The following is a 26,800-nucleotide window of genomic DNA, read 5'->3' as shown; positions in this document are numbered from 1 at the left end:
ATCTAGGGAATTAGTGTAGATTAAATAACTTCAAAATGAAGTTTCTAGCCATTGAGGATATTCTACTGCCAGATCAGGGCAAAATGATTCCCAGTTTTTCCGGGAGGCACCTTGGCGGGTTCCGGTGCCGAACGGAGTGAGGCATTGCGCAGCGCAGCGAGCAAAGGGACACGGCACAGTGCCGAGCGGGAAAACGCGCCCCAGCGGGCGTGGAGCGCAAAGCTAGCTATGAAAACAATGAGCTTCAAGTTTTGAAATAACCGCTACACTCCTGAGCTCACGTTACTTTAAGCAGGCATTCGCCATTAAGCGCCGCGTTTTGCAGAGCGCCTCTACCAGCCACCCAGGTATGGAAAAAGAAACAGCCCGGCTCCTGATGCGCATCAGGGACCGGGCTGTTTTATTGTTTACCGCAAGGAAAGGCTTTTACTGCGACCATTCCGTGGGTTCGCGGTCCCAGCGGTGTTGCTTTAGTTCCTCCAGCAGGTCTTTGGGCAAGCCCTTTCCGTCGCTCGCGCTCAGGTTCGACAGCACGTGCGGGGCCTTGCGCATGCCCGGTATGGTGGTGCTCACGTCGGGGTTGCTCAGGATGAAGCGCAGGGCCATTTCCGGCATCGTCATACCCTCTGGCACCAATGGCTTCAGGCGGTCGGCATGCTCCACGCTGGCGTTCAGGTTGTCGGGCACGAAATAGGTGCTGCGCCAGTCTTCTTCCGGGAAGGTGGTCTCTTTGGTGAATGTGCCAGTCAGGGTGCCCTCATCAAACGGCACGCGGGCAATGGTGGCCACATCCAATTCCTTGCACAGAGGGAACAGCGTGTCCACAGGCGCTTGGTCGAAGATGTTGTAGATAACCTGCACGCTGCTGATGTGTCCGGTGCGCAAGGTGTTGAGCACGTTCTCAGGCTCCCAGCGGTTCACGCTCACACCCATGTGCTGGATCTTGCCGTCGGCCTTCAGCTTCTCCACGGCGCGTTGCCATTCCTCGTTCTCGGCCCAGGCGTCTTCCCATACATGAAACTGCTGCAGGTCAATCGTCTCCACCCCGAGGTTTTTCAGGCTGATTTCGGTGTACTCGATGATGTGGTCTGACGGAAAGCAGTCTTCCAGTTTATACCCGGCTTTTGAAGGCCACTTCATGTTCTTTGGTGGGATTTTGGTGGCGACGTACAGCCGCTGGCCGGAGTGGCGCTTTACCAGGCGGCCCAGAATCTGCTCGCTTTTGCCGGCGCCGTAGCCCCAGGCCGTGTCAAAAAAGTTACAGCCGTTTTCCACGGCAAGGTCTAGCGAGCGGTCCGACTGTGCATCGTCAGACTCCGTCCAACCGGCCATGCCCCACATGCCATACCCGATCTCACTCACGTTCCAGCCCGTTCGGCCAAATCTTCTGTATTCCATAGCGTTGTTTTTGGTGTATCGGTAAATATAAGAAACGCGAGGAATGCGAAGAAGCTAAATCGTTTTATTTTTTACGAGCAGGCAAAGGCCTTTTTACAACACCTGGTTTTCCATACCCTCCTGCGGGGCTACAACCGGTAGCCGATGCCCAGCGATAAATTTGCGCTATGCAGAGGCTGTCTGTACTTTTCCGTGCTGCCTGTCGGGTTGATGGGCGTAAGGTCAGCACGCGTGGCCATCAAGCTGACCTCAAACCCCAGTACCAGGTTGCTCACAACAGAATAAAAGCCACTGCTTGCCCCGTAGGCAATGGAAAGACTGGTTTCGGCGTCGCGCGTAATGGTGCCGTAAGGCGTCAGTACCCGCAGTGAGGCAGCGCGGTTGAGCGCACCCCCCACACCACCCCGCAGGTAGAATCCCCCCTCTTCGCCGAGAGGTACCTGCACCTGCACGTTTGCCAGGGCATACCCGGTTTTCCAGGGTGTGCTTTCAATGGCTTGCACAAGGTTATCGCCCGGGATCTGGAACTTCTCCTGCAGAAAGGGATTGGCGCGGAAGCCAGCGGTGGCGCCCAGTGCCAGATGGGACGTAATCGGGTGGGTATAGGTCAGTTGCAATAAGATGCCTTCGCCGGCAAAGGCGGGGCTTTCTTTGTCGAAGCTGCTACCGGAGAAGCTGCCCATGGGCAGGGCAGTACCGACATGGAGCGAAAGCAGCGAAGGAAGCCGCAGCGTGTCCTGCGCCTGGGCTGCCGTGCCCAGGCAAAGCATACCCAGTAAAAGTATCAGCTTGTTCATGTCAGAAGGTGAGTTGGTAGGGGAGGCGCTCGCCTGGGGCAACTGTAATGGTATCCTGGGTTTCGGTATAAACCCCGTTTTTCATCTTATTGATCGTCAGCAGCACGGGCTGCAGGGCAGCGGTTATCAAGGGGCTAGGATACGCATAGCTGGCACTAAAGCTATATGCCGTGGAGCAGGTATAGTTGTTGTTCTCGCCGGACTTCACACTCACATTTATGATAATTTTATCGCCAGATTGCATAGCCTGCCGGTTTTGGAGCTGTATATCCACAAAGCCTGTTTGCGGAAGAGTGTAGTCCAGCGTAAACGTCGTGTCGCGCTGCATGTCATACGAGCTGAAGATCGCTTTCTCGTCAAAGCAGATGAAATACTTTGTTTCATCCAGCGCAGGCACTACCCTGAAGCTGCAATTTTCAATCTGACCCCGGGCATTCAGCTCTTCTTCGCGGAGCAGGAAGCGCAAATCATACCTCCCGTCTTGGTCGGTGGTGGCCACGGCCTTGCGCCGCTCGGAATAGCCAAACTGCAGATACTCCTGATAGCTGCGCCAATACACATTCAGTTTTATGCCCGCCAAGGGAACCGTGCCGTTCGCAGTAGCGATGTTACCTTTGAAAACAGTGCAGGAGCCGGGGCAGTACTTGCTGATAAAATCATCGTCCTTCGACGTACAGCCGCTGAGCACTACCAGCATCAGCAGGAGCAATGGAAATGTTTTCATAGGGGGTATGGCGTTTGATTGAAACGGTAATACTAGTGAAAATATAGAACATATAGTAGTATGAATATATGTTGCTGACTGGATGCCTCACTGAAGCGATGCTCCGGACATCCGTTGGCAAATAAACAGCCGCAGGATCAGGCTGCGGTCGTGTTTCTTTGCACTATCTTTGCCTGAACGCGAGATTTATACCCCTTCTATGCACCGTCACTTTATCCTTTTCAAACCCTACGGGTATGTCAGTCAGTTTGTGAGCGAGACGAAGAAGAAGCGCGTGCTGGGCGAACTGCATGATTTCCCGGAGGGCACCATGGCCATCGGGCGGCTGGATGAGGCCAGCGAGGGGCTTTTGCTTCTGACTACCGATGGTAAGGCCAGCGAACTGGTGCGCAGCAGCAAGGTAGAAAAGGAGTACTATGCGCAAGTAGACGGCCTGATCACGGAGGAGGCCATCCGGCAGCTGCGCACGGGCATCGAGATTAGGACGGAGAAGGAACTGCACCTGACCAGGCCCTGCGCCGTGCAGAAGCTGGAGGCCACACCCGAATTGCCGGAGCGCGCACGCCGCATCCGCGACGAGCGCCACGGCCCAAGCAGTTGGATTTCCATTACCCTGACCGAGGGCAAGTTCCGGCAGGTGCGCAAGATGACCGCCGCCGTGGGCTTCCCGACGTTGCGCCTCGTCCGTGCCCGCATTGGCAACATCACGGTAGTAGGTATGGCGGCCGGAGAGACGCTGGAAGTAGAGCGACTTGATTTAGGCCTTCCGGCGGAAACGCATTTGCACATGCCACGATAAGGTATAACTTTATACCCCGGTAGGGAAGTTTGGCCACACGGCAGGCCAAAGCAACCCATACCATCCAACTAACAAAAAAAGGGGTATGAAAAACGCAGGATTTTTACGCGCGGGTGCGGTGGTATGGCTGCTGCTTGCTTGCCTTGTAACCGGTTGCCAGCAGGCGGCTGTTCAGGTGCGGGACGATGTGGCCGCCGCACCCGCCGCCACGCTGTGGCTCACCACACCAGACAAATCGGCTTTGTTTGCGCAGCAGCCAGAGCTGATTCTTTTCAGCGACAGTGCCGGGCAGTATCCCCTGATTCAGGTGCAGGAAGCGGAAACATTTCAGGAGATGGACGGCTTCGGCTATACCCTGACGGGCGGCAGCGCGATGCTGCTCCACCAGATGGATGCGCCTGCGCGCGCAGCCTTGTTGCAGGAGCTGTTCGGCACGACCGGCAACAGCATCGGCGTAAGCTACCTGCGCATCAGCATCGGCGCTTCCGACCTCGACGCGCGCGTGTTCTCCTACAACGACCTGCCCGCCGGGGAAGCAGACCCGGAGATGAAGCGCTTCAGCCTCGCGCCCGATCAGGAACACCTCATCCCGATGCTGCAGGAGATCCTGGCCATCAACCCCACGCTCAAGATAATGGGCTCGCCGTGGTCGCCGCCCACCTGGATGAAAACGAACAACAACTCGAAAGGGGGCAGCCTGAAACCTGAGTTTTACGACGCTTACGCCCGCTATTTTGTGCGCTATGTGCTGGGTATGGCAGCGGAGGGCATCCCTATCGACGCCATCACGGTCCAGAACGAGCCGTTGCACCCCGGCAACAACCCCAGCCTGCTCATGCTGCCGGAAGAGCAGGCGAATTTTATCAAGCAGAGCCTGGGCCCCGCCTTCAGGGCCGCCAACATCCGGACTAAAATCATTCTCTACGACCACAACGCCGACCGGCCCGATTATCCGATCACGATCCTGAACGACCCGGAGGCGAAGCAGTATGTGGACGGGGCCGCGTTCCATTTGTATGGGGGCCAGATAGAGGCGCTCGCGGAGGTGCACGCGGCGCACCCGGATAAGAACCTGTATTTTACGGAGCAGTGGATAGGCGCACCCGGTAACTTCCCCGAAGACCTGGCCTGGCACGTGAAAAACCTCATCATCAAAGCGCCCCGCAACTGGGCCAAAACGGTGCTGGAGTGGAACCTGGCCGCAGACCCGAACCAGAACCCGCACACGGAGGGCGGCTGTACGCAGTGCCTCGGCGCTATCACCCTCGAGGGCAACACCGTGACCCGCAACCCGGCCTACTACATTATCGCGCATGCGTCCAGATTTGTCCGGCCGGGCTCGGTGCGCATCGGCAGCAACATGCCGGACGCGTTGCCGAATGTGGCCTATAAAACGCCGGACGGGCAAATGGTGCTGCTGGTGCAGAATGACAGCGACGCACCGCAAACCTTCCAGATCGGGTATGGGGGCAAGCGGGCCACGGCCACCCTGGCGCGCGGTGCCGTCGGGACGTTTGTCTGGTAACCGCGCCTGTTTCATACATCCCTCTATAAAGCGAGCGGCTCCTGGTCTAAACCGTGAGCCGCTCGCTTTTATGCCTTTGTGCTGATGGCTTACTCTGCCGCATGCACGATTCTTCTGATCTCAAGCTGCAGGTCTTCGTCCTCTTCGTAGGCCTTCAGGATCGTTTTGTACTGAGCCATGGTCATTCCCTGCTCCTCGATGGCGGCTTGCACTTTCTCCCTCACCTCAGGCTGCAGCTTCACAATGGCCTGGGCTGCGTTGCTGAACGCGGCGATCTCCTCGGGGTTCTCGGCTGTCTCCTTCAGCTTTTTCTGGCGGTGCGCCTTGGCAAGCTCGTTAAAGCGGTCCACGGTCAGGCTCTCTTCTTCGATGGCGGCAACCAGCGCCTCGCGGCCCTCTTTCTCTACTTTGGTGGCGTTGGTGTTGGCCTGTAAAAAAGTCTTCAGTTCTTCCTTGGAGAATTGCCCGGAGGCCTGCGCGCTCTCCGTGGCGGGTGTGGTTTCCTGCTGCGCAAAGGCAGTGGTTCCGAAGCACATAGACGCCGCAAAGAGTGCGGCCGCAATACTCCCTTTCTTCATTAATACCATATGTGGTTTTTGGTTAGGATTGGGTTGAAAATAAATTAAAACACGGCGGGTTGCGCCTCTATAGGAGCGCCTGAAAATAGGCTGCAAGAGGCAGACGGCGCCAAAAAAGACACGCCCGCATATGCTAAATTTAAATAATTCCGGTCCCAATGGCAAGTCCGGGAGGCAAAAACAGGCGGTATGGCCCGACCGTGCGGATGGTTTTTGCCCCGCAGGGATATCCCCAGATAAACCAGGTATAGGAAGCAGGTGTCCCGCGGGACACCTGCAGCGGGCAGGAGGGAAGCGGGAGAAAAAACCTATACCAGTTCCTTGGCGGGCACTGCAAAAGGATGGCGCAGCATGCGTACCTCTGAAATTACGCCAGCCCCGATGGTGAGGATACCCGCACCCAGCAGCACGACTTCCGCGCCAAACAAATCGCCGATAACCCCGGCGGCCAACGCGCCACCCACATACCCGAAGTCGCGCCAAAAACGGAAGATACCCAGGCTCTGCGAGCGCTGGCTGGGGTGGGTATTGTCGGCCACCAGCGTGAGGAAGGTGGGATATACCATGGCGGTGCCGAGGCCCACCGCGGCCAGCGCGAGCAGCATGGTGGAGTAAGAGGCCGTGAAGAAGAGGCCCGCGATGGCCACTCCCTGCACCAGCATGCCGATGCACAGCAATTGCTTGCGCGAGAAGCTGTCGCCGAGCCTGCCCGTGAACAGCTGCCCGATGCCCCATACCGCTGGGTACACGCCCGCCAGAAAACCAATCTCCACCAAAGAATAGCCCTTGGAGCCGAGCACGATTGGCAGCAGCCCCCACAGCACGCCATCGTTTATCTTGGTCACAAAGCCGTTCATCGTGACGGGGCCCAGGTTGATGTGGCGCCAGGTGGTGTCTTTCCAGACACTAGACAGCAGCGGCACCGTGCTGATAGCCGCCTCCGCCTGCACATGGGCGTGCGTGTCGCGTATCACAAAGAGCGTGAGCGCCACCCCGGCCAGCGAGAATGCGATTCCCGGCAGAAACGCATAGGTCACGTTGCCGGTGGAGGAGGCCAGGTAGCCCGCCAGGAAGGAGGCGAGGCCCACGGCCAGGTAGCCGGAAAACTCGTTGATGCCCATCGCCAGGCCCCGGTTCTTGCTGCCCACCAGGTCAATGGTCATCACGATGCTGGAAGTCCAGGCGATGCCCTGGTTGAGGCCCAGCAGCAGGTTGGCCGCGATCACCCACGACCAGCTGGTGGCATAAAACAGCAGCCAGGGCACGGGCAGGGCAAAGAGCCAGCCCACCAGTAGCAACTGCTTGCGGGTATAGCGGGACGAGAGCTGGCCCATCAGCATGTTGGCCACCGACTTGGTGAGGCCAAACGCGACGATGAACGAGAGGACGGCCGTGTGCCCGTTCATGCCAAACACCGATTCAGCGAACTTCGGTATCACTGCGCGCTCCAGACCCACGGTCGCCCCGATGAAGCCTGTGATCAGCATGAGCAGCCAGAATTGCCCGGCGTTTTCCTTTATACCCGATTGGGCGCTTTTATAAGTCATGGTTGGTGATGATGTGTGGTCTAGATAACTTCAGGAGGCAAGTGCCCCGGACATCTTGCTGGGTGGGCACATTGCCTGAACCGTCAAATTTAAGGGAATAAGCCCATACCTGAAAGGGCTCATTTCGGCAAGCAGGCCCACCAAGCTGCGCGGGCACCTATAGCGGGTCGCTTTTTCTGCGGATAGGGTGGCATCGGGTGCTGGTTTGTGTTATCTTCGCTGGTATCTATCCACCTGAAACCACTAGAACGTATGGCCTCGTCTATTTCCGATTTTCTGTCTGGGTTGCAGCAACAGCAATCCCCGGTAAACTGGCAACAGTTCCTGACTGACATCATCGCCTCTTTTGGCTGTTCCACGGGCACGCTTCATTTTCTTGACAAGGAAACAGGCCTCCTCAGCTTGCAGGCGCAGCAGGGTATACCGGATTTCCTGCTGCCCAAAATGGCCGCTATCCCCATCGGGAAGGGTATGGCAGGCATTGCCGCCGAGCGCCGACAGCCGGTGGAGATGTGCAACCTGCAGACAGACGATTCCGGGGTGGCCCGGCCAGCAGCCAAAGAGACAAAGGTAGAGGGCTCTATCGCGGTGCCGCTCCTGCTGAATGGTGCCCTGTACGGCACGCTGGGTATTGCCAAGCCGGTACCCTACGATTTTACTGAACAGGAATCGAGCGACCTGATGAAGATCGGGGAGGAGATAAGCCGCTATTTACAGGCCACCGGAAGTCCGTCAGCCTAGATTTATACCCAGCTGCGGCCCATGAATTTGGGCGCAGCGTATGGCCTTAAACAAAGATCGGGAGCTCTCCTTTGGAAAGCTCCCGATCTAAAAATCATTATTTGCTGCGGCTAGCTTAGCCCTGCACGCTTGCGCCCAGTTGCTTCAGGATGCCGAGCTCATCGGAGCTGCCCCACCGCTCTACGATCTTGCCGTTCTCGAAACGCGCAATCTGCACGCCCCGCGCCTTAATTTGCTTATTGGTAGCCTCAATACCCATAAAAGTGCCTTTGTGCGTGCCGGTTACGGTGTAGGCAATGGACACATTGTCTTCGTCGGCCACCAATTGCTCCACGCTCACTTCCAAATCGGGGAAGGCGCTGCGGAAGGCCGTGAAAAACTGTATAAAGCCTTCCGGGCCTGGGCCCTGGTCTGGTGCCGGGTCATGGTCCACCACGTTGGGTGCCATCAGGTCATTGAATCGCTCCAGGTTTCCGCTGTTTATGGCTTCTCCGAATTTCTGCTGGGTCTGAATATTATCTTGTTTGCTCATACAATGCTGTTCGTTTAGGTTTTGTCAATTCGATCCCTTCCACGTGAAGGGCGTCGAAACAGTGTACGAACATAGAACTTTTTGTTTGCCCAGTAGAGGAAATAAGCTGAAAAAGCTTTTCGGCAAAGCCACTCAGAACAGGCTTTGCAAGGAAGGGTATGAGAAAACCACACTTGGTCTCGGATAAAGTGGAATTAACAACGAGACGACCTCATCATAGAAAAGTTTTATCGTTGGCAAAATTAGATTATATGATAAGTCCAACATGTATTCATCTGTAACTATGTTTTTGAATTACACTGTTTCTGCTGCCTATATTCGGTTTGCTGTGATCACTTCTTCCGCGCCATCACGTAGCCAGCCATCGTTGGATAAAGCTAAAATGCCTATTGCTGATAGTGTAAGACAGTTTGAGAGATAGGATTTTACCAGACCACCCTCAAGATAAGATTGAACAAATCCTATACAAAAGACCTGATGACCGATACCAACGGCGATGCCAGCATCGGAATTACTTTTGACGAGCATATCAGCACGGGGGTATACATCCTGCGGGCAAACAGCGCGTCGGGGCATTTGCAGGCCAAGCTGGTCGTGGATTAAAGGTGGACTGTTTAGCGCATGTATAAAATTCGTTTTTGGAAGCTAAATGTAGCCTTGTGCTATAAAACGTTTGCCATAAAAAAAGGAGCTGCTTTGGGGCAGCTCCTTTTTTGTTGAATATCCGGATCTTACTTTTTGGAGGTTGGCGCGGGCACCGGGAAACCACGGTCGCGCATCAGTGCGTCAATCTTGGCGTCGCGGCCACGGAACAGGCGGTAGGCCTCTGCCGGGTCCATGGAGTTGCGCGGAGCGAAGAGGTACTTCACAAGGCGCGCGGCCACTTCTTTGTCGTAAAAGCCGCCGGGTGCCTCTTCAAACGCTTCGGCAGCGTCCGACGTCAGCACATCGGCCCACAGGTAGCCGTAGTAGCCGGTGGCATAGCCCTCGCCGGAAAACACGTGCCCGAAGTGCGGCGAACGATGGCGCATAACGATCTCTTTCGGCATGTTGAGGGCAGCAAGCGTTTCCCGCTCAAACTTGTCAGGGTCCATACCCTCCGGGTCCACGGTATGGAACTTCATGTCCATCAGGGCAGAGGCCAGAAACTCGGTCGTGCCAAAGCCCTGGTTAAAGGTAGACGCCTTTTTGATTTTCGCCACGAGCGAGGCCGGAATCACCTCCCCGGTTTCGTGGTGCTTCAGGAACTGGTTGATCACCTTATCTGTAGACAGCCAGCGCTCCAGCAACTGCGAATGGAACTCGGTATAATCGCGCACGCCGCTGTTGAGTGTCGGGTACTTCACGTTTGAGGCAAAGAAGTGCAGCGCGTGGCCAAACTCGTGGAAGAAAGTGGTGGCATCGTCCCAGGAAACCAGCAGCGGCTCTCCGGGCGCGGGCTTCACGAAGTTAGAGTTGTTGGAGGCAAGCACCGTCTCTTTGCCGTCGAAGGTGGTATGGCTGCGGTAGGTGGTGGCCCAGGCGCCGGAGCGTTTGCCCTGCCGCGCATACGGGTCGAGGTACCACAGGCCAATGTGCTCGCCGGTAGTTTTGTCCTTTACTTCCCATACCTTCACATCCTCCTGAAAAACAGGCACCGCGTTCTCGGGCACCGGCGTGAAGCTGAAGTTGAACAGCTCGCCAGCAGTATAGAACAGCGCTTGTGTCAGGTTATCCAGTTGCAGGTATTGCTTCACCTCGTCAGAGTCCAGGTCGTACTTTTGCTGGCGCACCTTCTCGGCGTAGTAGCGGTAATCCCAGGGCGCGATGGTGATCTTCTTGCCACTGGCGTTGGCCACGGCCTGCATGTCAGCCACTTCCTCTTTTACCCGCGCAAGCGCAGCTGGCCATACGGCGTTCATTAGCTCCATGGCACGCTCCGGCGTTTTGGCCATGCGGTTCTGCAGGCGCCATTCCGCGTAGTTGTCATACCCGAGCAGCGCCACGCGCTCATCCCGCAGTTTCAGGATTTGGGCGATGTTCTGGTTGTTGTCGGCCTCGTCGCCGTTGTCGGCGCGGGAGTAATACGTGTTCCATACCTTCTCGCGCAGCGCCCGCTCATCAGAGTAGGTCAGGAACTGGTCCATGGAGGAGCGGGTGTTGGTCACGGCGTACTTGCCAGCCTGGCCCCGGTCGGCGGCGGCTTTGGCGGCGGCCTTCACAAACGACTCGGGCAGTCCGCTCAGCTGGTCTTTGGTCAGGTAAGTCACATACTTCTCCTCGTCGGCCAGCACGTTGTTAGAGAAAGCGGTATAGAGCGAAGACAGTTCTTTGTTGATGGCGGCATAGCGGGCCTTGGCGGCGGCATCCAGGTTTGCGCCCTCCATGGCGAAGTCCTCATACACCAGCTGCACCACGCGCTGCTGATCGGCGGGTAGTGGGGTTTGCTGGGCACGGTCATATACTGTTTTGATGCGCTGGAACAGCTTCTCGTTCTGTGAGATCTTCGAGCGGAACTCCGACAGCTTCGGGGCCAGCTCTGCCTGAATGGCCCGGAACTCCGGCGTAGACATATTGCTGCTCCAGATGCCATAGTAGGTCATGGCCCTGTCCAGTTCCTGACCGGCCCGCTCCAGGGGCACAAGCGTGTTCTCGAAAGTGGCGGGCTCGGGGTTGTTGGCGATCTTGTCGATCTCCGCCAGCTGGAGTTCCATACCTCTTTCCACGGCTGGCTTCACATCGGCCAGGTTCATTTTGTCGAAGGCGGGAACGCCGCCGTAAGGGCCGGTCCATTCGGCCAACAGCGGGTTGGTTTCGCCTTTGTTCTGCTCCATAGTTGCTTGTGCTTGTGTCGATTGCTCCTGCGTTTGTGTGGTGGTGCAGGAGGCCAGTGCCAGAAATGCCAGTAAACCGGATGTACGGCTGGCCACTAAGATTTTATTACTTCCCATAAATGGTTTTAAAGTGAGTGGATAGTGTTGATGGTGGTCTAAAGCGACAAATATAATACCACAAGTTACTAAAAAAACCGCAAACCCAGGCAGAGGCACCCTGATAGGCCCGCAAATGGGAGGGTAAAGCGGCAGGAAACCCCCGGGAAAAACCAGAAAAGGCACGAACTGCAAGCTCGCGCCAGCAAGGGGCAAGTACCCCGCTAGCGAGAGCTTGTAGCTCGTGTTTCTTTTTTCCGATACACTTACTGAGAAAGCACGCGCTGCAAGCTGATTAGGGTGGTTCTAATTATTGTAATGCGCAAAAGCCATCTGCCACTGGTATAGGGCCAGTGCTGGAAAATCCACCCCGCCTGCGGCACCCCGCCTTGAAAAAAGGAGTGGAGTTTAAAAATCAACATATCCCGATGCGCGGTTTCTATTTGTTGAGAATCTGATTGCCGGCAGTGGAATTTATACCTGAAAAGCCGCCAGATTCTGGGGCTTATGCCTTGACAATCGGGTAGTTGCATTAACATTCGGCTGGGCTGTTGCGTTAGTGCTTATACACCGAAGTTGATAACGCTATGAAATGGTCGTTGAAGTTGGGGAGAGTGGCCGGAATCCGGATACTGGTACACTGGACGTTTGTGATCCTGCTGGCGTGGGTGGCATTTAGCGAGGCCCAGCGCGGCAGCGACCTGCCCACCACGCTGTTGGCCATGGGCTTTATACTGGCTGTGTTTCTGTGCGTGGTGCTCCACGAGCTGGGACATGCCCTCACGGCGCAACGGTATGGCATCAACACCAAAATGATTACGCTGCTGCCCATTGGCGGCGTGGCCAGCCTGGAGCGGATGCCCGAGAAGCCCAAGCAGGAGCTGCTGATTGCGGTGGCGGGCCCGGCTGTGAACGTGGTCATCGCCCTGCTCCTGTGGCTGGTACTTCCCTCACTGACATCGGTTCCCACAGAGGAGTTTTTCATGCGGATTACCCCGGGCAATTTCCTGTACCTGCTGCTTTTTGTGAATGTGATACTCGTGCTGTTCAACGCCATACCTGCCTTCCCGATGGATGGCGGGCGGGTGCTCCGGGCGCTGCTGGCGTTTAAGCTGGGGCGGGTGCGGGCCACCCAGATCGCGGCTAACCTGGGCCAGTTGCTGGCCATCGGCTTCGTGTTCATCGGCTTTTTCTACAACCCCTTTCTCATCCTGATCGGGGCATTCGTGTTTTTCGGGGCCTACTCCGAGAACATCATGGTGCAGCACCTCGACTACCTGCGCGGCCATAAAGTGAAGGAGGGTATGATTACGCACTTCGTGACACTGGCCCCCACCGAAACGGTGCGGCAGGCACTGGACAAGTTGCTGGCAGGCTCGGAGCATGAGTTTGTGGTGGAGAAAGAAGGGGCTGTGATTGGCACGCTCACCCGTTCCCAACTCATTCAGGCCGTGAAAGAAGACATGATGCAGAAGCCTGTGGTGGAGATTATGTCCGGGGATGTGAAGACCTTTAACGTGCACGACAAGCTCTCCGAGGTGTATACCGAACTGCAGAAAACCCGTGTGCCGCTCTATCCTGTGCTGGAGAACGGCCGCCTTGCCGGGGTCATCAACACTGACAACATCAACGAGTTCATCCTGATCAAATCTGCGCTGACACATTAGGCAGTAGCAGCTATTATTCAAACGCCTTCTGATAAGTTACCAGCTTATTTTCCAAAATCAAAAGTCGGGCTATAGCCGGGCGTTTTTACAGATAGTATTCCAATTTCGTATTTCTCCGTCACATCGCGTAGCTTTGAACATCAGCAGGCATTGGTTGGTTAAGCCAGCGCGGCTACACTGCCACCCTCAGTCTGCTGCATCCATACATAGCACTTATACGCCTACACATACCCCATGGAAGACCGAAGCCCCCGCACCAAGCAAACCATACAGCACCTTTACGACACCATACTGCCCAAGCTTGCCGAGCACCTGCACCAAAACCTGGCACCGGTAACGCCCCTGTTCGCCGATTTCTCGCTGGAGCGGCTGCTGGACACCTGGACCAAAGACCCGCATGCGAGCCATGATACGGTGGTCAGTCTGGAAAACGGCAACATTCAGCGGCTGGGCTTAAGGCTGCGCCTTGAAGGCTTTCAGAAAGTGGGGGCGGAGGCTTTTGACATCTCGAAAGACCTGTTGTTTCTGCTCGATCAGCAATTCTATACAGTAGGGCCCGACCAGCACACCAACTGGCTGGAGAAATCATACCTGCAGCGCTGGGAGCAGTCGGAGTACGACCTTATAGCTGAGCGCTGGAGCGAGGACCTGATCGATGACATCACGCAGCGCCTTCAGAAACTAGCTGAGTAACCGCTACCCAAAACCGCCGGGATCTGAAGCCTATACCCTAGGCCTCAGAGTAGGAGGAATTTTTTCTCCCTGCCGAAATTTCCCTCTCGTGAAGGGCAGGGGCAGGTGAATCAGGAGGATCGTTTTAGCCAGCATTTCCAAATCGCAACGTGGGTAATACCATCCACTTTTTAAAGCACGGTTAACTTCTTTACGACCATGCCCCGGTCGGTTTTGATCTGAAGGAGGTACATGCCGGGTTTCAGCGCTTCCAGGTTCAGGTCCAGTTGTTCGGGGCGAGGGGTAGGAACAGAGGCTGTATGTGCCAGTCTGCCCAAGGACGAAAAGACTTGTACCTGCTGGATGTCGAAGTTGGCGTGCGCAAAACTAATCGTGATACTCCCGGATGTGGGATTAGGGTATACCGCAATGGCCTGCGCCGGGGAAAGCTCCTCTACCATAAACGGGCCGCTGCTGGTGCCGGAGCCGCCTACTCCTTTTACCTGCACCGTGCCCGAGGTGGCCCCGCGCGGCACGCGTACTGTATACCTGCCGGGAGCCGCCTCCAGCACAAGGGCTTTCGTGCCGTTAAAGAAGACCTCATCCTGCACCCCGAGCACCCCGAAATGTGTCCCTGTAATTGCTACCGACGTCCCGACACTGCCAGAAGCCGGAGCCATGGACGCGAAGACCGGGGCGGGTATGACTTCGAAGGGAACATCGCTTAACGCCTGGCCACCCGGTGTCTCTACAGATACGGGGCCTGAAGTAGCGCCCTGCGGCACCTTTACCGTCAGTTGGCTGGTGCTGGCTTGCAACACCGTTGCCGGCACCTGCCCGAACAGTACTTTGTTTCGTGTGGCGTCGGTGGCAAAGTGCTCGCCGTCGATGCGCACGGTCGCCCCGACAATGTCCGTATGTTTGCTGAGGCCGCTGATGCTGGGTTGGTGCCATACCGTGTAGGCTACGGAACTTGTCTGCTCTCCGCCTTTGGTACTGATACGGAACATTGCGGTTACGGCCTGCTGCGGCACCCGCACCACCACACTATTTGCGGTGCTGCTGATGATCTCGCAAAGGAAGTCGCCAAGGCTTACGCGGTTAATCAGGTTGGCTTGCAGGTGCTCTCCCTGAAGTGTAACAGTGGTGCCCACAATACCCTCGATTGGACTGAAACTGCTGAGAACCGGCGGCTGGTATACCTCGAAATGATCCGGAGCCTTCGCCACACCGTCTGCTGTTTCCACTTTCAATACACCTGTGGCTGCCTTCACCGGTACCAGCACTTTCAGCTCGTTTTCGGAGGCACTGACCACGGTGGCGGCTACCCCGTTAAAATACACTTTGTTGTTGGCGGCATTGGAGGCAAACTTACTTCCGTTCACAAGTACTTCCTGCCCAAACATACCCGCAAGTGGGGCCACGGCTGTGATGTGGGGCGTGGCCACGATCTGAGTAGCATCCAAGCGGACCTCCTCGCTTGGTACCGGCGGCATGTCGTAAATGCGGTTGAGGGTGTTGTTGGTGCGCACCGGCGAGTTAAAGTCGAAGAAGATGTCAGCCAAATTTTCCACGGCGGTTTTCTCCGGTAACCCGGTTTTGGGTTTGATGCTGAACTGGATGTAGCCGTGGCTGCCGGGCTCGTTGGCGGTGCTGTCGGGCAGCATGATGTTGTCGAAGGTCCAGGTAAGCACCGGTTTGCCCTTGCCGCTCACGTCGAGGCGGTAGGTATGGGAGGCCGCGCCCACCTGCAGGGTGCTCAGGTCGAGGTGCTCGGAGAGCGTGTCGACCACCACCACGCGGTAGGCCACGTCTGTGCCGGTGTTCTGGAAGCGTATTTTATACTTAAGTGCTGCGCCGGTGGGGGTATAGCGGGCTTCCGTCAGGCCGACGGGAGTTACCTGCTTGTCGTTGGGGTCGAAGGAGTCAATGATCTGGAGGCATTCTTCTGCCACTTCGGCCTCTTCATCATCGGGTGGCAACGCGTTGACGAAACCTGTGCTGAAGGCGACGGTATTGGTCGCCACGCGGCAGGCTTCCAGGGTGGCGCTGGCCAGCGTGTTGTCCCCGTTTCCTGCCGGTTGGTCAGCTTCCAGGCGGAGCGTCCTGCCGGTGGCTGGTACCCAAAGCACCAGACTGTCGCCGGCTGCCAGTTGGTAGTTCTCTACGGTTGTCAGCTTTCCGTCGGCATACAGCCTGAACTGCTTTCCGGTGTCCATGTCTGCCTGCCCGGTGTTTCTGATCACGAAGCGCACTTTGCCGTTTTCGGGGTTGCACTGGCCCGTGATGCTGGCCACCGCCACGGGAGGCGCAGTAGGGAGTTTGTTAGCTGGCGTTATCCAGGCTTTGGTGCAGACGGTCAGGCCCCGCACGGTCTCGTCGCCACAGGTTACCTTGTCCTGTATGGTTATCACGCTGGTTTGGCCCGGCGCTACGTTGCCCGCCTCAAAAACATACGTGCCGTTCGGCAGGCGTGTGTATGGCTTGTCCGCCGACAGCAGCTCTACCTCTTTTGGCAGCTGAAAGTATACTTTGGCATCCAGGGCAGGTGCGAAACCTGAGTTGGTATATTTCAGTTTGGTAGTGCTTTCGAAGCAGCGGCGGCGGCGCGTGGAGGATACGCTGACGTTGAGGTAGGGGGTGAGGGTGACTTTGGCTGCCACATCTGCATTAAAAGCCACATGGCCTGTTCCTTCTAAAGTTACTTGTTTAGGTGTTGGGCAGGTTTCTTTTTCATCTCTTCCAGTCAATATCTTTGCTGCTGATACTATTGGCCTTAATGTATAGGAGCCTTCACCAAGTTGTATGGTATAATTTCCATCTTCTCCGGTTATCGCATAGTAAGGACCAGGCTCAGCTTTAATGATAAAATTTCCTAATCCTTTCTCTTCTGTATCTTCCAGGCAGTTTTCATTGGAGTCATTGTAAAGTTTGCCCTGAACAAAATTATAAGTATGCTGGAGATTACTTTTGTACACATATACTTTTTCAGATTGGGTATCTGTTGCAATAAGGTGTTTGCCATCTTTACTTAAAGCCAGACTTGCTGCACTATTGTTTAATTGGAATTTGGGTTTCCCCGAAATATCGTACCATGTTATGTTATGGGTGCTGTCATTAATCGCCACTGCAAAGTTGCCGTAGGTATCCGACGCTATGCTTGCGCTTACCTTTTCAGCTTCAACAGCAGTATTGTTCCTGAATTCTGCAACAAAAACACCAGTAGTTGTTAATTTTTGTATTCTACTGCCATTATCATCAAGCACATATAGGAAGCCATTAGCATCAATGGTTACATCCAATGGTTTCCAAAACATTCCTTTTGTTTTACCCATTTTATCAAGGGAGAACAATAAATTGCCTTGAGGAGAATATTTAGATAGGGCATTACCATTATAACTAGTTACATATATATTACCCTCTCTATCTACTATAAGACCGGCTGATGCATAAAGTCTATTAGGTAGTAAATTGTTGCTCTTGGTATTTGATATGGTTTGCAAGAAATCACCTTCTTTGCTGTATTTTATTATTTTAGAAGTGGAATTGTTATTTTCCAACAAATAAATATTGCCTTGGTTGTCTGTAGTTAGTTTTTGAAGTTTTGCGGAAGATGAGTTTGAGGTGGCTGAAGCGTAAGAAAATGAAGATATACTATTACCTTGGATATCCATTTTAATTACTTTCTTAGCATACTTATCCAACATCAAAATATTGTTATCCATGTCCATCGTGACATCATAAGTCTCGCTTACTCGGGAATGATTTTGAATAATTTTATAAGTTGGGTCTAATACTTGTAAGCCGCTCAATGTACCAGATGTGGTTGCCACATGCAAATTGTCATTTTTATCGAATCCAATAATATAAGTTATGCTGGAGGGGAAACTCCAGAAGCCTGATTGGTCAAGTCCATGTATACCTTTAATAAACTCCCCATTAACATCATATACATTAATTCGGGGCGTTCCCATACTGATGTAAATCTTACCCTGGGAGTCTACTTTCATGTCTACAGCTCTTATACTTTGGCTGCTCATATAGTTATTACTTAAATTACGAAGTAATATTCCATTGCTATCATATACTTTTAAAGTAGTAAACCAATTGACAACACTATCAGCTTTTACTTCATTCAGGAAGTATATATTATCTTGTGAATCAAGTGTAATTGAGCCCGTTGACGTTAATGCGTTTTTATATTTTGGGAAATCGAAAGATTTAATATACGTATCGCGATTATCAAATATATTTACTTTATGCCAATGGTCCAGTATGTAAATATAGTCTTTGCTATCAATCACTATACTTGAAGGATATATATCAGGATTCGACTGTGGTAAATCAATAAACTTCAGTAAAGTGCCAGCCTCACTATGCTTTTCTAACCTGTTCTTTGCTAAGTTGATCAGATAGATTTCTTTCTTGCTGTTCACGGCCAGTCCTACTGGCCCATCTACATAGGAATTTGTATACTCCTGCTGATTTATAGGAAACTCATGAAGAATTTTTCCTCCATTAAATTTAATAATCCTGTCTTTCTGCATGAGATATGTATTCCCATCCTTATCAACTACCATATCACGGAAGGGCGGAAATACCCCTCTGTTGAGATTTATAGTAGATGTTAGTTGGGAAGATGGTGTTTGTGCAACAACTGAAAGAGTAAACAATAGTAAGGTGCTGATGAGGAGTAAAGCTGTTTTCATAAGCAGGGGCATAGCGTTGGTATGAATCGTGTTGGACGGCAGATCGTTAATAACTTATAAATTAAAATATTAATATTATAAAATACAAGTGCTCTGCCCTTTGAAGGCAACTATTTACAGCTTTCTGTCTGACCAGCCATACCGCAACTCTCTAGGTGCATGTAAGTGGAAGGCCCCAGAAACAGACCACCACAGGAGTATTCAGCTTGCAAGCCAACATTTTCGGGGCTTTAACATTCAAAATTTCTAAATCTTCATATATTCTTCTCTTGCTGTAGAAAACAAACCATAGCCCCATGCAGCACAACCTCCTACGCCCACGCCACGCCCTGAACAAAGCCTACCTGCGCCTCAAAACATCCAGAGAAGAGATCGAGCGCTTTAAACAGACGCTGACGACCCTGCTCGACAGTATAAACCTGGCCGAGAGCGAGGAGCACGCCAAAAACCACCTGCGCGATTTTCTTAAGTTGGCATTTTATGATAAGTACGGCATCAACACCAAAGGCAAAACCGACCTCGTGATCCATACCGCATCTACCGCCTTACCTACGCCGAAGTGCTGCTGGTAGACCCCACGTTTGGCCTGTCGGAGGAGGCCTACGAGGCAAGCGCGACACAAGCCACCACCGTTTAGTTGCAGCCCTATACTAGCCCAACCTATCAAGCCATACAAAATTTATGCGCTCCTGTCCGCTAAAACTTTTGTCCGAAAGCACGGTTATGTACCCTTTGCCGGGTGCCGCCGCAAAAAGTAAGTAGCCATATCCGGAAGGAAGCTGTTACTTTTGCTGTTGTAACGTTGTTGTTCAAGCCTGGTATACCTGCGGTTTCGTGGGGCAGCCAGGCGACATGGTATAAGCCAACGCCCTGAACCTAGGTGTTCGCCGGTCAGTAGCAGCGGCGAAGGCTCTGTCTTACGTTTTGTGCATCGCTGATCGAGGCGTCCATACCCTGATGTTTAAGGAAGGTAGGACGCCGGGCCTAGGAAATCTCCGGCAGGTGGTTTTATGACTAGGAAGTCCGAAAGAGCAGGTATGGATGTTAGCCAAAAAGACGCAACTACGGCGGAGGGATTCCTTGTTTGATCGTTTCCGGCCAGTCTGCCGCTGTTGATGCGCCCCTGCTATCCCTCAAGCGAATCATTCCTGCCGTTGGTGGTGTTTTCACCGACAACCCACGAATCAGCAGCAGCAAGCATTTTGCATTTTTTACATGAATAGCGGGCAAATATTCCCGCTAAAGGGTATAAACCCGCAGCATACACATTAATACAGCGTAGGATTGAAAAAGAGATTATTGCCGCTTGCCCTGGGCGGTTTAGGAATAGGAACAACGGAATTTGTGATGATGGGGCTGCTGCCCGATATTGCCCGCGATTTTAATATCAGCATACCGGAAGCCGGACATATGATCTCGGCCTACGCGTTGGGGGTGGTGATCGGGGCGCCGTTGCTGGTGGTAGCCAGCCGCAATTTCGAACCCAAGAAAATTCTCTGGACCCTGATGGTTGTTTTCACGGTCTTTAATGCCTGCTCGGCGTTTGCCCCAACCAGCATGACTTTGCTGTGGGCGCGATTGCTGGCTGGTTTGCCGCATGGCGCATTCTTTGGTGTCGGCTCTGTGGTGGCGAGTCGTCTGGCGGAGAAGGGAAAGGAGGCGCAGGCCATCTCCCTGATGTTCGCCGGACTAACCATTGCCAACCTGCTCACGGTTCCGCTCGGCACTTACATTGGCCACCATTATTCCTGGCGGTATACCTTCGGGCTTATCACGGTTATTGGCCTCGTCACCCTGCTACTGATCCAGCTTTGGCTGCCAACCCTGCCCGTAAAAAAAGGCGGGAACATTCGCTCGGAGCTGGGCTTTTTCAAAAGCCGCGAGGCCTGGCTCATTTTGCTCATCACCGCAATCGGTACCGGCGGGCTCTTCACCTGGATCAGTTACATTGGCCCCTTAATGACCGAAGTATCCGGTTTCGCTGCCGACCAGTTGCCTTACGTGCTGATTCTGGCTGGCTTCGGGATGGTAGTCGGCAACTTTGTGGGCGGCAGGCTGGCCGATAAGATCAAGCCCGTGAAAGCTTGTCTTATCCTGTTGCTGTGCATGGCGACTTCGCTCCTCATCATTTATTATACCTCCGAGAGCAAGGCAATGGCTCTGCTCATGACCTTTGTGGCGGGCGGGCTTTCCCTGGCCATCGCCGCTCCCATCCAGATCCTGATGATCAAAACCGCCAAGGGGGCCGAGATGCTCGGTGCGGCTGCCACGCAGGCTGCCTTCAACATCGGCAACGCCCTGGGCGCTTTTTTCGGGGGGCTGCCTATTGCCATGGGGTATGGGTATACCTCGCCAGAGTTGGTGGGCACCCTGATGGCAACAACGGGCGCATTTATCGCCGTGCTGCTGATCAAGCGGCAAAAAGCCACACAGCAAGCACCCGTCCACGCCAGGCTTCAGGAGGAAGTGGCATAGGGGGTAGCGTGATTAAGGAAGCCAGGTTATAATGCCGCCGTTGTTACGTTTTCTGATTTCGAGGGTGATCTGGCCTCCTGCTGCCGGGTTCTTGATAGCGCTGCCGTTGTTGTGTCTTTTTGACCAACAACCATATACCTGTCAGGAGTAGCAAGGGCAATGAGGTGGCTTTTTCGCCGGGTGAGTTGTTGGTGAAAAACACCAACAACGGCAGAAATAGTAGAAAAATTGTAGCTGGCGGCGGAGACTGACCTGCTGGTATACCGACGCGGGCCGCCGGGGTATGGACTTTTCCCGGTTGCCCTATAAAAGGTGTATACCAAGGAATGCGCTGAGGGTAACAGGTACTTATGTAAACCTCTGATTTTGCATATTTTACACCTAAAATTATACTGTTCCCGTACAAATATACTTGCGTTATGATATAGGGAAAGACTATGCATAAAATAAGCTATATTCTACTCGGGTGCCTGCTTCTGACTTATCCGCTGCTGGCTCAGGAACCGACCGGAACGATCAACCTGCCTCCTGCACCGGAGCACTCCGGCGAGGTTTCGCTGGGTATCCGGTCGATCAACGAAATGCAGCTCTCGTATGCCGTCCTGTTTTTCGGCCTGCTCGTGCTCGGCCTGGAGTTCATCATCATCCGGCAAAACAACATCCCCGCGCAAGACACCATCAAGTTCATTGTCATCACCATGGTTATCGTCAGCACCCTGTTCCTGATCACATCCGGGTATAGCGACAGCCAGATTGCCCCGGCCATCGGCCTGCTGGGCACCATCACAGGGTATTTGTTAGGCAAAATCGATACACCCAACAAGGTATGAGCACACACACGAAACTGCTTCCGGCGTTGATTCTTGCAGCAAGCCTGTCGGGTTGCCTGGGCACCGAAAAAAGCAGCCCCACGAGGCCCGGCCCGGCTGCTGCTGCTGCATCTGCTCCCGTAGCCGAGATAGCGCAACCCCACATCAACCAGCCGCCTCAGGAGAGACAAACGCAACCGCAGGCCCAGCCAACCCAGGATACGACCCAGCATCCACCACCACCACCACCACCACCACCACCACCACCGCCGCCGCCTCCTCCATCATTGCCACAAGTAGAGCCTAATATAGAGATGCAGATCGGCACCGAGCTCGCCCAGCAATCAGTCAGCATCCTCAACCAGTCGTCCAGCTCGATTGCGTTTTACCTGGGCGAGAATGGCCAGGAAATGACGCGCTACCTGATTAACGGGGGCATCTTCTGGTATAGCCCCAACTATACTGAAGATCCCATCATCGTGGTATACTCCCCGTCGGGGCGCGTGCACTACAAGCTAAGCAAAGGCAGCAGTTACAAAATCTTTTGGGACAAACGGGCACGCCGCTGGGATGTGCGGGAGTTTGATCAACGCTAAAGCCAGCGATACCCCGCCGAACGATTTGAACTTACCCCTGACTCAAAAGGGAATTTTACTGCTTGAAAGGAAAGGGTATACGTGCTGATTAATTGATCGTGGTAGGATACTCTCCCAACGGCTCGTTCATCGTCAAGCGAAAGGCCCGGGCGGTGCTTTGTGCAGGCCACACTGAATCATGAAATCGTTGGTGAACACGCGGCGGGAGGCCTCGTCGAGCAGCGCCGCCCGGCAGGCGAGCCATTCGTTTACGCGGGCATCGCCATACATGCGGCGCACCCGCTGTTCGTTCAGGATAAAGTTGATCTTGCCCCAGTGCAACGTATACGGCACGCCCATACCCTCCAGCCGCAGCCATACCGTTTCGAAAAACCGCCGGGTAATGGCAGCATCCACGCCATCCATTTCCAGCACGCAGGTTTTAGCGAATTTGGTGAAGCCCAGCGTGGCCGAAGTGCCCTTCACGAAGCGCAGCGCGATACCACCCGCAAATGGCTGCGACCTGTTCAGGTCCAGGATCACATCGATCACCCGGAAAATATCTGCCGTGTCCACGGCAATGGCCGCGCTCGCGATCTGGCCCTTGAAGCGGGTATGGCGGAAGGTCTCGCCCATCGTCATCGGTTTGGGCTGGGCGGCGCGCAGTGTGGTGCGGAAAAGGGCGTTTACCAGCGGCTTGATGATCAGCATGTTCAGGGTCGGTCCTGCCGCGTCCAGCACCCGCGAGATGATGCCGTTCAAGTCCTGGCTGTAGGTAAGGCCGCTTGCCACGCGGTTGTGCAGCGGTTGGTAGGCAGGAGGGCACGGCACTTTGTAAAACATCCGGATGTAGATACCCTTCTCTTTGTTCTCCTTTTCGAAGTAATGCGGGTTCAGGGCCACCTCCAGGTGGTATAGCTTCCGGGTGGCGCTTTCGGGTGGCATCTTCACTTTGAGGTGGTCGGGCAGGCCGCTCTCGTCTGCCAGCCGGTTCAGGAAGGAGCGGAGCGCGGCCATGTCCTGCCTCCGGATGGCGCGCTGCAGCTCGTCGGTATAGGGCACATGGTCGAAGCGGTATTCCTCCAGCAGAAAAAGCGGATCTGTCCGAAGCATCACCCCATGCACAATACCAAAGCTGCCAAAACTCATCACCGCCGCGTTAAACATCGCATCGTCTCGGATGCCCTCGGCCCCCAGCGCATGTATAAATTCATCCGAAACGACAGGGGAGGAGGCCTTCTCGATCCATACATGGCGGTCAGGGCCCGTGACCAGGTGCAGGCCCACGATGGTGTCGTGCACGGCACCGGTATAAAGCGCCCCGCCATGCGTGCCCGTGGCCCCCGCGCCCGCCACCGACTGCCCGTTGCTGCCCCCAGAGGCCCGCATGCTGCGCCTGTAACGCAGTTCTAGCACCTCGTTTAATTCCAGCATGCTCATGCCGCCCTGCACAAAAATCAGCTCTTCTTTCGTTTTGCCGCTTTGCAGGTAGGCCGGAGCGAGGGAGGAGTTGCCTAGCACGAAGCGCAGGTTCAGGGCCCGGGTGTTGAGGATGCCGCCGTTGCACATGGCCACAGGCGAGAACGACCAGTTGTTGCCCATCGCGCGCAGCGGCGTGCGCGTTCTGATCGCGTTGCCGATCAGCCACTGCATGTTGGCGGTGGTGGCGTTGTAGTCTTCCAGCCGCGACTGGTTCCCTTCTACGCGGAGCGTATAGGAGGCTCCGGGCTTAAACCGGTGTGTGAAGTTCTGGTGGGCATTTTCCCACGGGTCTTCCGGGTAGAAAGGCGTTATTCCTGGAGGTAAAGCTGACATGGCAGGCTGCGTTATGGTTGGAGGAACTGCGTGTTAGTTGTCGGTGCCGATGGTGCCGGGTTCCCGGGGTGGAGGGGCGCAGTCCCACTCCAGGCGCTGCGGCACAGCCAGGCCCAGGCTCAGAAAGGACACCGTGATGAAGAGCGGGTTAGTCCGGACGCGCACCTGCGACATGTCGCTCCCGCTTTGGCAGCCGGCTGCCCAGTCTTCCTGCTTCAGCAAGCCCCAGAAGAACGACCAATGCACGTCGCCCACGTGGGTTAGGTGCAGGGCGCGGGCGGGCTCGTCGGCGGTATACCTGCTCACCACGCTGTCGGTCACGGCGCAGGCCGGCAGCCAAAGGCACGCCAGGAGGATGCAGGTATACCGCGTGGCTTTTCTGGTATAGGCGGAAGTGGGAAGTAGCATCATGCGCAGATTTAGGTGATAACCAATAACATCCAAAGAGCGGTTAGGGAAATTCGCTGTAGCTAATTGCTGAGGATAGGTATAAATATTATGGGAATATGTAAATACTACGTAAGCTTGATTCGGATTGATATGTCTTTTAATTTTTCCCTGTTGCGGACGATTTAAAGTAATTTATTGAGGTGAAGTATCCATTCCAAATAGCGGGCTCCTACCTCCGTAAACCAGGAAGCAGAAAGCCACGATTTGGTTATTAAAGGGGAGGTATAGTCTCATCCCATTGTAAAACTATTTTCCGCATTTGGGCTCGCTCATCCGGAACAAGCAAAATATAACCTGCCTCTCCAGTAGGGGAATTTCACTTACTTAAGCGTGCTGATTAATACTATTGGTTTGAGTGAAAGCCCTGTTTCGGACATCCAATTTTGAAATCGATCTGCCCGGGTTTTCCAAGTTCCTGAGCATAGCCTTTCAAATCAAACGAAAAAGGAAGCCTTGAACATTGCCGCTGTCTAACAGACACTTATTTATAGAAACTGTTTCCGGGTATACCCGGAATTCCCTATCTTGAGTGCATACCTGCTGGTTGGTAGCTATTTAGCGTGGTGTTGGGAGCGCAGGCCCTGAATCTTCACCTTTAATTAAAGAGATTATGTTCGCTTTGCCTATACCCAAAAAAGCAGCCTTGCTGCCGGTTACCTTTCTTTGTGCGTTGCTGCTTTCCGGCACTTCCTGCTCTACCGGCCCAACGGAAAAAGCGAGTGCGCCGCAACAGGAGTGGCAGACACTGTTCAACGGCAAAGACCTCAATGACTGGATCGTGAAAATACACCACCACGAGGTAGGCGACAATTACGCCAACACCTTCCGGGTGCAGGATGGCCTGCTGGAGGTAAACTACGACGGCTATCAGGAGTTCGAGAACCGGTATGGCCACCTGTTTTACAAAGCGCCTTTCTCCTCGTATCATCTCCAATTCGAGTACCGCTTCACAGAACAGTGGCTGACCGATGCGCCGGAGTATACCTATCGCAACAGCGGCGTCATGTTCCATTCCCAGGACCCGCGCACGATTCTGAAAGAGCAGGACTGGCCCATCTCGGTGGAGTTTCAGCTGCTGGCTGGCAGCGACGACGGCAAACCCCGCCCCACCGGCAACATGTGTTCGCCGGGCACGGACGTGTTTTACGAAGGCGAGAAGGACCCCCGCCACTGCATCTCCTCCTCCTCCGCCACCTACCCCTGGAACGAGTGGGTGAAGGGTGATCTCATCGTGTACCGCGACTCCCTGGTGACGCACCTGATCAACGGCGACACGGTTTTGCAGTATACCCGTCCGCAGATAGGCGGCGAGGTAGCCAACAACTATGACCCCAAGTTAAAGCAGGACGGCACGCCCCTCACCGATGGGTATATCGCGCTCCAGAGCGAGGGCCAGGGAATTGTGTTTCGGGAGATCCGGATTAAGAACCTGGACAAGTAACGCACACTTCTTGTAGAGCCATCGACCGTTACTCTCCATTTATACCTCTGGCTTCCGCCGTTCCATACCCCGGCTTTTAGAAAGTTCGCCTATATTTGCGCGAATTGCCTTTGCCTCCATGAATTCTATTAAACTCAGCGCATACCACCGGCTGTATGCTTTTTCGGATTACCAGAGCATGAAAGCAGCGTTGCCCTACATGCGGCGCGTCGTGCTGGCGAAACGGCTGGATGAGGTGGAGGAGTCTGAGGCCCGCAGGTTTGTTGGGCGCTATCAGGAAGGAGGCTATATGAATTACCTGGGCAGACTCACGCAGCAAAGGGCAAAGCGAAGCGGCACAGATTCCCTCATCACTGCCCTGCAGGAGCTTTTCAAAAGCAACGGTTACTCCGCCAGGTATATCGCCATAGAACGAGGCTGAGTTCAGGGATATCTTTTTCGTCTCGGGCTACTCAGTTCAGGCAGAACGCAGGTGCTCCTATGCTGTGGTCACGCTTTTCTGCGTTTAACTCCTTGTAGACGTCTTACTACCTTTAGACTTGAAATCGAGATTTAAGTAGTTAGACAAAATTAATTATATATTCACTACCGATATTTTGGAGCACCTGCTCGAGGTGCTTCTGTAAGTTATTCCATG

The 26,800-nt window shown here is 54.3% G+C and carries 23 protein-coding genes; 12 read left to right on the top strand and 11 right to left on the bottom strand.

Going from position 1 to position 26,800, the window contains the following annotated elements; genetic code table 11:
* Positions 1-426: 426 nt before the first annotated feature.
* The 3 genes from MKJ04_RS20985 to MKJ04_RS20975 form a co-directional block, all read right to left on the bottom strand.
* Entirely contained in the window at positions 427-1,398 is a 972-nt protein-coding gene (locus MKJ04_RS20985) for an aldo/keto reductase (protein ID WP_241643887.1), read from the bottom strand.
* Between the two features lie 128 nt (positions 1,399-1,526).
* Positions 1,527-2,195 (bottom strand): hypothetical protein, encoded by a 669-nt coding sequence (locus MKJ04_RS20980; RefSeq protein WP_241643885.1) that lies wholly within the window; start codon positions 2,193-2,195, stop codon positions 1,527-1,529.
* A 1-nt stretch (position 2,196) separates the two neighbouring features.
* Positions 2,197-2,919: a hypothetical protein gene (locus MKJ04_RS20975; protein WP_241643884.1), complete on the bottom strand. Its 723-nt coding sequence runs from the start codon at positions 2,917-2,919 to the stop codon at positions 2,197-2,199.
* Positions 2,920-3,118: 199 nt separating this feature from the next.
* Here MKJ04_RS20975 and MKJ04_RS20970 point away from each other — a divergent pair, with 199 nt between their 5' ends.
* Both MKJ04_RS20970 and MKJ04_RS20965 read left to right on the top strand, forming a co-directional pair.
* Positions 3,119-3,718 carry a pseudouridine synthase gene (locus tag MKJ04_RS20970; RefSeq protein ID WP_241643882.1) on the top strand — a complete coding sequence of 200 codons (600 nt, stop codon included), beginning with the start codon at positions 3,119-3,121 and terminating at the stop codon, positions 3,716-3,718.
* Positions 3,719-3,803: 85 nt separating this feature from the next.
* Entirely contained in the window at positions 3,804-5,243 is a 1,440-nt protein-coding gene (locus tag MKJ04_RS20965) for a glycoside hydrolase family 30 protein (RefSeq protein WP_241643881.1), read from the top strand.
* Between the two features lie 89 nt (positions 5,244-5,332).
* Here MKJ04_RS20965 and MKJ04_RS20960 read toward each other — a convergent pair whose 3' ends face one another.
* The gene (locus MKJ04_RS20960; protein ID WP_241643879.1) at positions 5,333-5,830 is read right to left on the bottom strand and encodes a DUF4168 domain-containing protein; all 498 of its coding nucleotides are present in this window, start codon (positions 5,828-5,830) and stop codon (positions 5,333-5,335) included.
* A 299-nt stretch (positions 5,831-6,129) separates the two neighbouring features.
* Positions 6,130-7,368: an MFS transporter gene (locus MKJ04_RS20955; protein ID WP_241643877.1), complete on the bottom strand. Its 1,239-nt coding sequence runs from the start codon at positions 7,366-7,368 to the stop codon at positions 6,130-6,132.
* A 252-nt stretch (positions 7,369-7,620) separates the two neighbouring features.
* Between MKJ04_RS20955 and MKJ04_RS20950 the strand changes: the two genes are divergently transcribed.
* Entirely contained in the window at positions 7,621-8,109 is a 489-nt protein-coding gene (locus MKJ04_RS20950; RefSeq protein WP_241643875.1) for a GAF domain-containing protein, read from the top strand.
* Between the two features lie 115 nt (positions 8,110-8,224).
* Here MKJ04_RS20950 and MKJ04_RS20945 read toward each other — a convergent pair whose 3' ends face one another.
* Positions 8,225-8,641 (bottom strand): ester cyclase, encoded by a 417-nt coding sequence (locus MKJ04_RS20945; protein WP_241643873.1) that lies wholly within the window; start codon positions 8,639-8,641, stop codon positions 8,225-8,227.
* Positions 8,642-9,091: 450 nt separating this feature from the next.
* Between MKJ04_RS20945 and MKJ04_RS20940 the strand changes: the two genes are divergently transcribed.
* Positions 9,092-9,244: a hypothetical protein gene (locus tag MKJ04_RS20940; protein ID WP_241643871.1), complete on the top strand. Its 153-nt coding sequence runs from the start codon at positions 9,092-9,094 to the stop codon at positions 9,242-9,244.
* A gap of 128 nt (positions 9,245-9,372) precedes the next feature.
* Here the strand turns inward: MKJ04_RS20940 and MKJ04_RS20935 are convergent, their stop codons facing one another.
* Complete coding sequence (locus MKJ04_RS20935) at positions 9,373-11,571, bottom strand: M3 family metallopeptidase (RefSeq protein WP_241643869.1); 2,199 nt, start codon at positions 11,569-11,571, stop codon at positions 9,373-9,375.
* A 566-nt stretch (positions 11,572-12,137) separates the two neighbouring features.
* Between MKJ04_RS20935 and MKJ04_RS20930 the strand changes: the two genes are divergently transcribed.
* Both MKJ04_RS20930 and MKJ04_RS20925 read left to right on the top strand, forming a co-directional pair.
* A complete protein-coding gene (locus MKJ04_RS20930; RefSeq protein WP_241643867.1) occupies positions 12,138-13,217 on the top strand; it encodes a site-2 protease family protein in 1,080 nt (359 codons plus the stop codon).
* A 234-nt stretch (positions 13,218-13,451) separates the two neighbouring features.
* Positions 13,452-13,910 (top strand): hypothetical protein, encoded by a 459-nt coding sequence (locus MKJ04_RS20925; RefSeq protein WP_241643866.1) that lies wholly within the window; start codon positions 13,452-13,454, stop codon positions 13,908-13,910.
* 170 nt (positions 13,911-14,080) lie between these two features.
* On the opposite strand, the gene MKJ04_RS22910 is transcribed toward MKJ04_RS20925, so the two are convergent.
* Complete coding sequence (locus tag MKJ04_RS22910) at positions 14,081-16,570, bottom strand: IPT/TIG domain-containing protein (RefSeq protein WP_241643864.1); 2,490 nt, start codon at positions 16,568-16,570, stop codon at positions 14,081-14,083.
* Between the two features lie 2,324 nt (positions 16,571-18,894).
* Here MKJ04_RS22910 and MKJ04_RS20915 point away from each other — a divergent pair.
* From MKJ04_RS20915 to MKJ04_RS20905, 3 genes are all read left to right on the top strand, one after another.
* Positions 18,895-19,170, top strand: a complete 276-nt coding sequence (locus MKJ04_RS20915) for a hypothetical protein (protein WP_241643863.1) — start codon at positions 18,895-18,897, stop codon at positions 19,168-19,170.
* 712 nt (positions 19,171-19,882) lie between these two features.
* On the top strand, positions 19,883-21,073 hold the full coding sequence (locus tag MKJ04_RS20910) for an MFS transporter (RefSeq protein WP_241643862.1): 1,191 nt from the start codon (positions 19,883-19,885) through the stop codon (positions 21,071-21,073).
* A 437-nt stretch (positions 21,074-21,510) separates the two neighbouring features.
* Positions 21,511-21,903, top strand: coding sequence for a hypothetical protein (locus tag MKJ04_RS20905; protein WP_241643861.1), 393 nt, complete (start codon positions 21,511-21,513; stop codon positions 21,901-21,903).
* A 144-nt stretch (positions 21,904-22,047) separates the two neighbouring features.
* Here the strand turns inward: MKJ04_RS20905 and MKJ04_RS22825 are convergent, their stop codons facing one another.
* Entirely contained in the window at positions 22,048-22,176 is a 129-nt protein-coding gene (locus MKJ04_RS22825; protein WP_262918112.1) for a hypothetical protein, read from the bottom strand.
* On the opposite strand from MKJ04_RS22825, the gene MKJ04_RS20900 reads away from it, so the two are divergent.
* On the top strand, positions 22,170-22,478 hold the full coding sequence (locus MKJ04_RS20900; RefSeq protein WP_241643860.1) for a hypothetical protein: 309 nt from the start codon (positions 22,170-22,172) through the stop codon (positions 22,476-22,478). The genes MKJ04_RS22825 and MKJ04_RS20900 overlap by 7 nt on opposite strands.
* 132 nt (positions 22,479-22,610) lie before the next feature.
* Here the strand turns inward: MKJ04_RS20900 and MKJ04_RS20895 are convergent, their stop codons facing one another.
* Positions 22,611-24,272, bottom strand: a complete 1,662-nt coding sequence (locus MKJ04_RS20895) for an FAD-linked oxidase (protein WP_241643859.1) — start codon at positions 24,270-24,272, stop codon at positions 22,611-22,613.
* Between the two features lie 33 nt (positions 24,273-24,305).
* The gene (locus tag MKJ04_RS20890; RefSeq protein ID WP_241643858.1) at positions 24,306-24,683 is read right to left on the bottom strand and encodes a hypothetical protein; all 378 of its coding nucleotides are present in this window, start codon (positions 24,681-24,683) and stop codon (positions 24,306-24,308) included.
* 649 nt (positions 24,684-25,332) lie between these two features.
* Between MKJ04_RS20890 and MKJ04_RS20885 the strand changes: the two genes are divergently transcribed.
* Together MKJ04_RS20885 and MKJ04_RS20880 are read left to right on the top strand one after the other, a co-directional pair.
* Complete coding sequence (locus tag MKJ04_RS20885; RefSeq protein ID WP_241643857.1) at positions 25,333-26,163, top strand: DUF1080 domain-containing protein; 831 nt, start codon at positions 25,333-25,335, stop codon at positions 26,161-26,163.
* 118 nt (positions 26,164-26,281) lie between these two features.
* The gene (locus MKJ04_RS20880; protein WP_241643856.1) at positions 26,282-26,584 is read left to right on the top strand and encodes a hypothetical protein; all 303 of its coding nucleotides are present in this window, start codon (positions 26,282-26,284) and stop codon (positions 26,582-26,584) included.
* The last annotated feature ends 216 nt before the right edge of the window (positions 26,585-26,800 follow it).

The organism is Pontibacter sp. E15-1 (genome assembly GCF_022601975.1).
Lineage (GTDB): Bacteria > Bacteroidota > Bacteroidia > Cytophagales > Hymenobacteraceae > Pontibacter.
This window is presented reverse-complemented; position numbering and strand designations above follow the sequence as displayed.

Coding starts and splice junctions, on each gene's coding strand:
- MKJ04_RS20985 (WP_241643887.1), bottom strand. CDS start 1,398: ATGGAATACAGAAGATTTGGCCGAACGGGCTGGAACGTGAGTGAGATC.
- MKJ04_RS20980 (WP_241643885.1), bottom strand. CDS start 2,195: ATGAACAAGCTGATACTTTTACTGGGTATGCTTTGCCTGGGCACGGCA.
- MKJ04_RS20975 (WP_241643884.1), bottom strand. CDS start 2,919: ATGAAAACATTTCCATTGCTCCTGCTGATGCTGGTAGTGCTCAGCGGC.
- MKJ04_RS20970 (WP_241643882.1), top strand. CDS start 3,119: ATGCACCGTCACTTTATCCTTTTCAAACCCTACGGGTATGTCAGTCAG.
- MKJ04_RS20965 (WP_241643881.1), top strand. CDS start 3,804: ATGAAAAACGCAGGATTTTTACGCGCGGGTGCGGTGGTATGGCTGCTG.
- MKJ04_RS20960 (WP_241643879.1), bottom strand. CDS start 5,830: ATGGTATTAATGAAGAAAGGGAGTATTGCGGCCGCACTCTTTGCGGCG.
- MKJ04_RS20955 (WP_241643877.1), bottom strand. CDS start 7,368: ATGACTTATAAAAGCGCCCAATCGGGTATAAAGGAAAACGCCGGGCAA.
- MKJ04_RS20950 (WP_241643875.1), top strand. CDS start 7,621: ATGGCCTCGTCTATTTCCGATTTTCTGTCTGGGTTGCAGCAACAGCAA.
- MKJ04_RS20945 (WP_241643873.1), bottom strand. CDS start 8,641: ATGAGCAAACAAGATAATATTCAGACCCAGCAGAAATTCGGAGAAGCC.
- MKJ04_RS20935 (WP_241643869.1), bottom strand. CDS start 11,571: ATGGGAAGTAATAAAATCTTAGTGGCCAGCCGTACATCCGGTTTACTG.
- MKJ04_RS20930 (WP_241643867.1), top strand. CDS start 12,138: ATGAAATGGTCGTTGAAGTTGGGGAGAGTGGCCGGAATCCGGATACTG.
- MKJ04_RS20925 (WP_241643866.1), top strand. CDS start 13,452: ATGGAAGACCGAAGCCCCCGCACCAAGCAAACCATACAGCACCTTTAC.
- MKJ04_RS20915 (WP_241643863.1), top strand. CDS start 18,895: ATGCAGCACAACCTCCTACGCCCACGCCACGCCCTGAACAAAGCCTAC.
- MKJ04_RS20905 (WP_241643861.1), top strand. CDS start 21,511: ATGCATAAAATAAGCTATATTCTACTCGGGTGCCTGCTTCTGACTTAT.
- MKJ04_RS20895 (WP_241643859.1), bottom strand. CDS start 24,272: ATGTCAGCTTTACCTCCAGGAATAACGCCTTTCTACCCGGAAGACCCG.
- MKJ04_RS20890 (WP_241643858.1), bottom strand. CDS start 24,683: ATGATGCTACTTCCCACTTCCGCCTATACCAGAAAAGCCACGCGGTAT.
- MKJ04_RS20885 (WP_241643857.1), top strand. CDS start 25,333: ATGTTCGCTTTGCCTATACCCAAAAAAGCAGCCTTGCTGCCGGTTACC.
- MKJ04_RS20880 (WP_241643856.1), top strand. CDS start 26,282: ATGAATTCTATTAAACTCAGCGCATACCACCGGCTGTATGCTTTTTCG.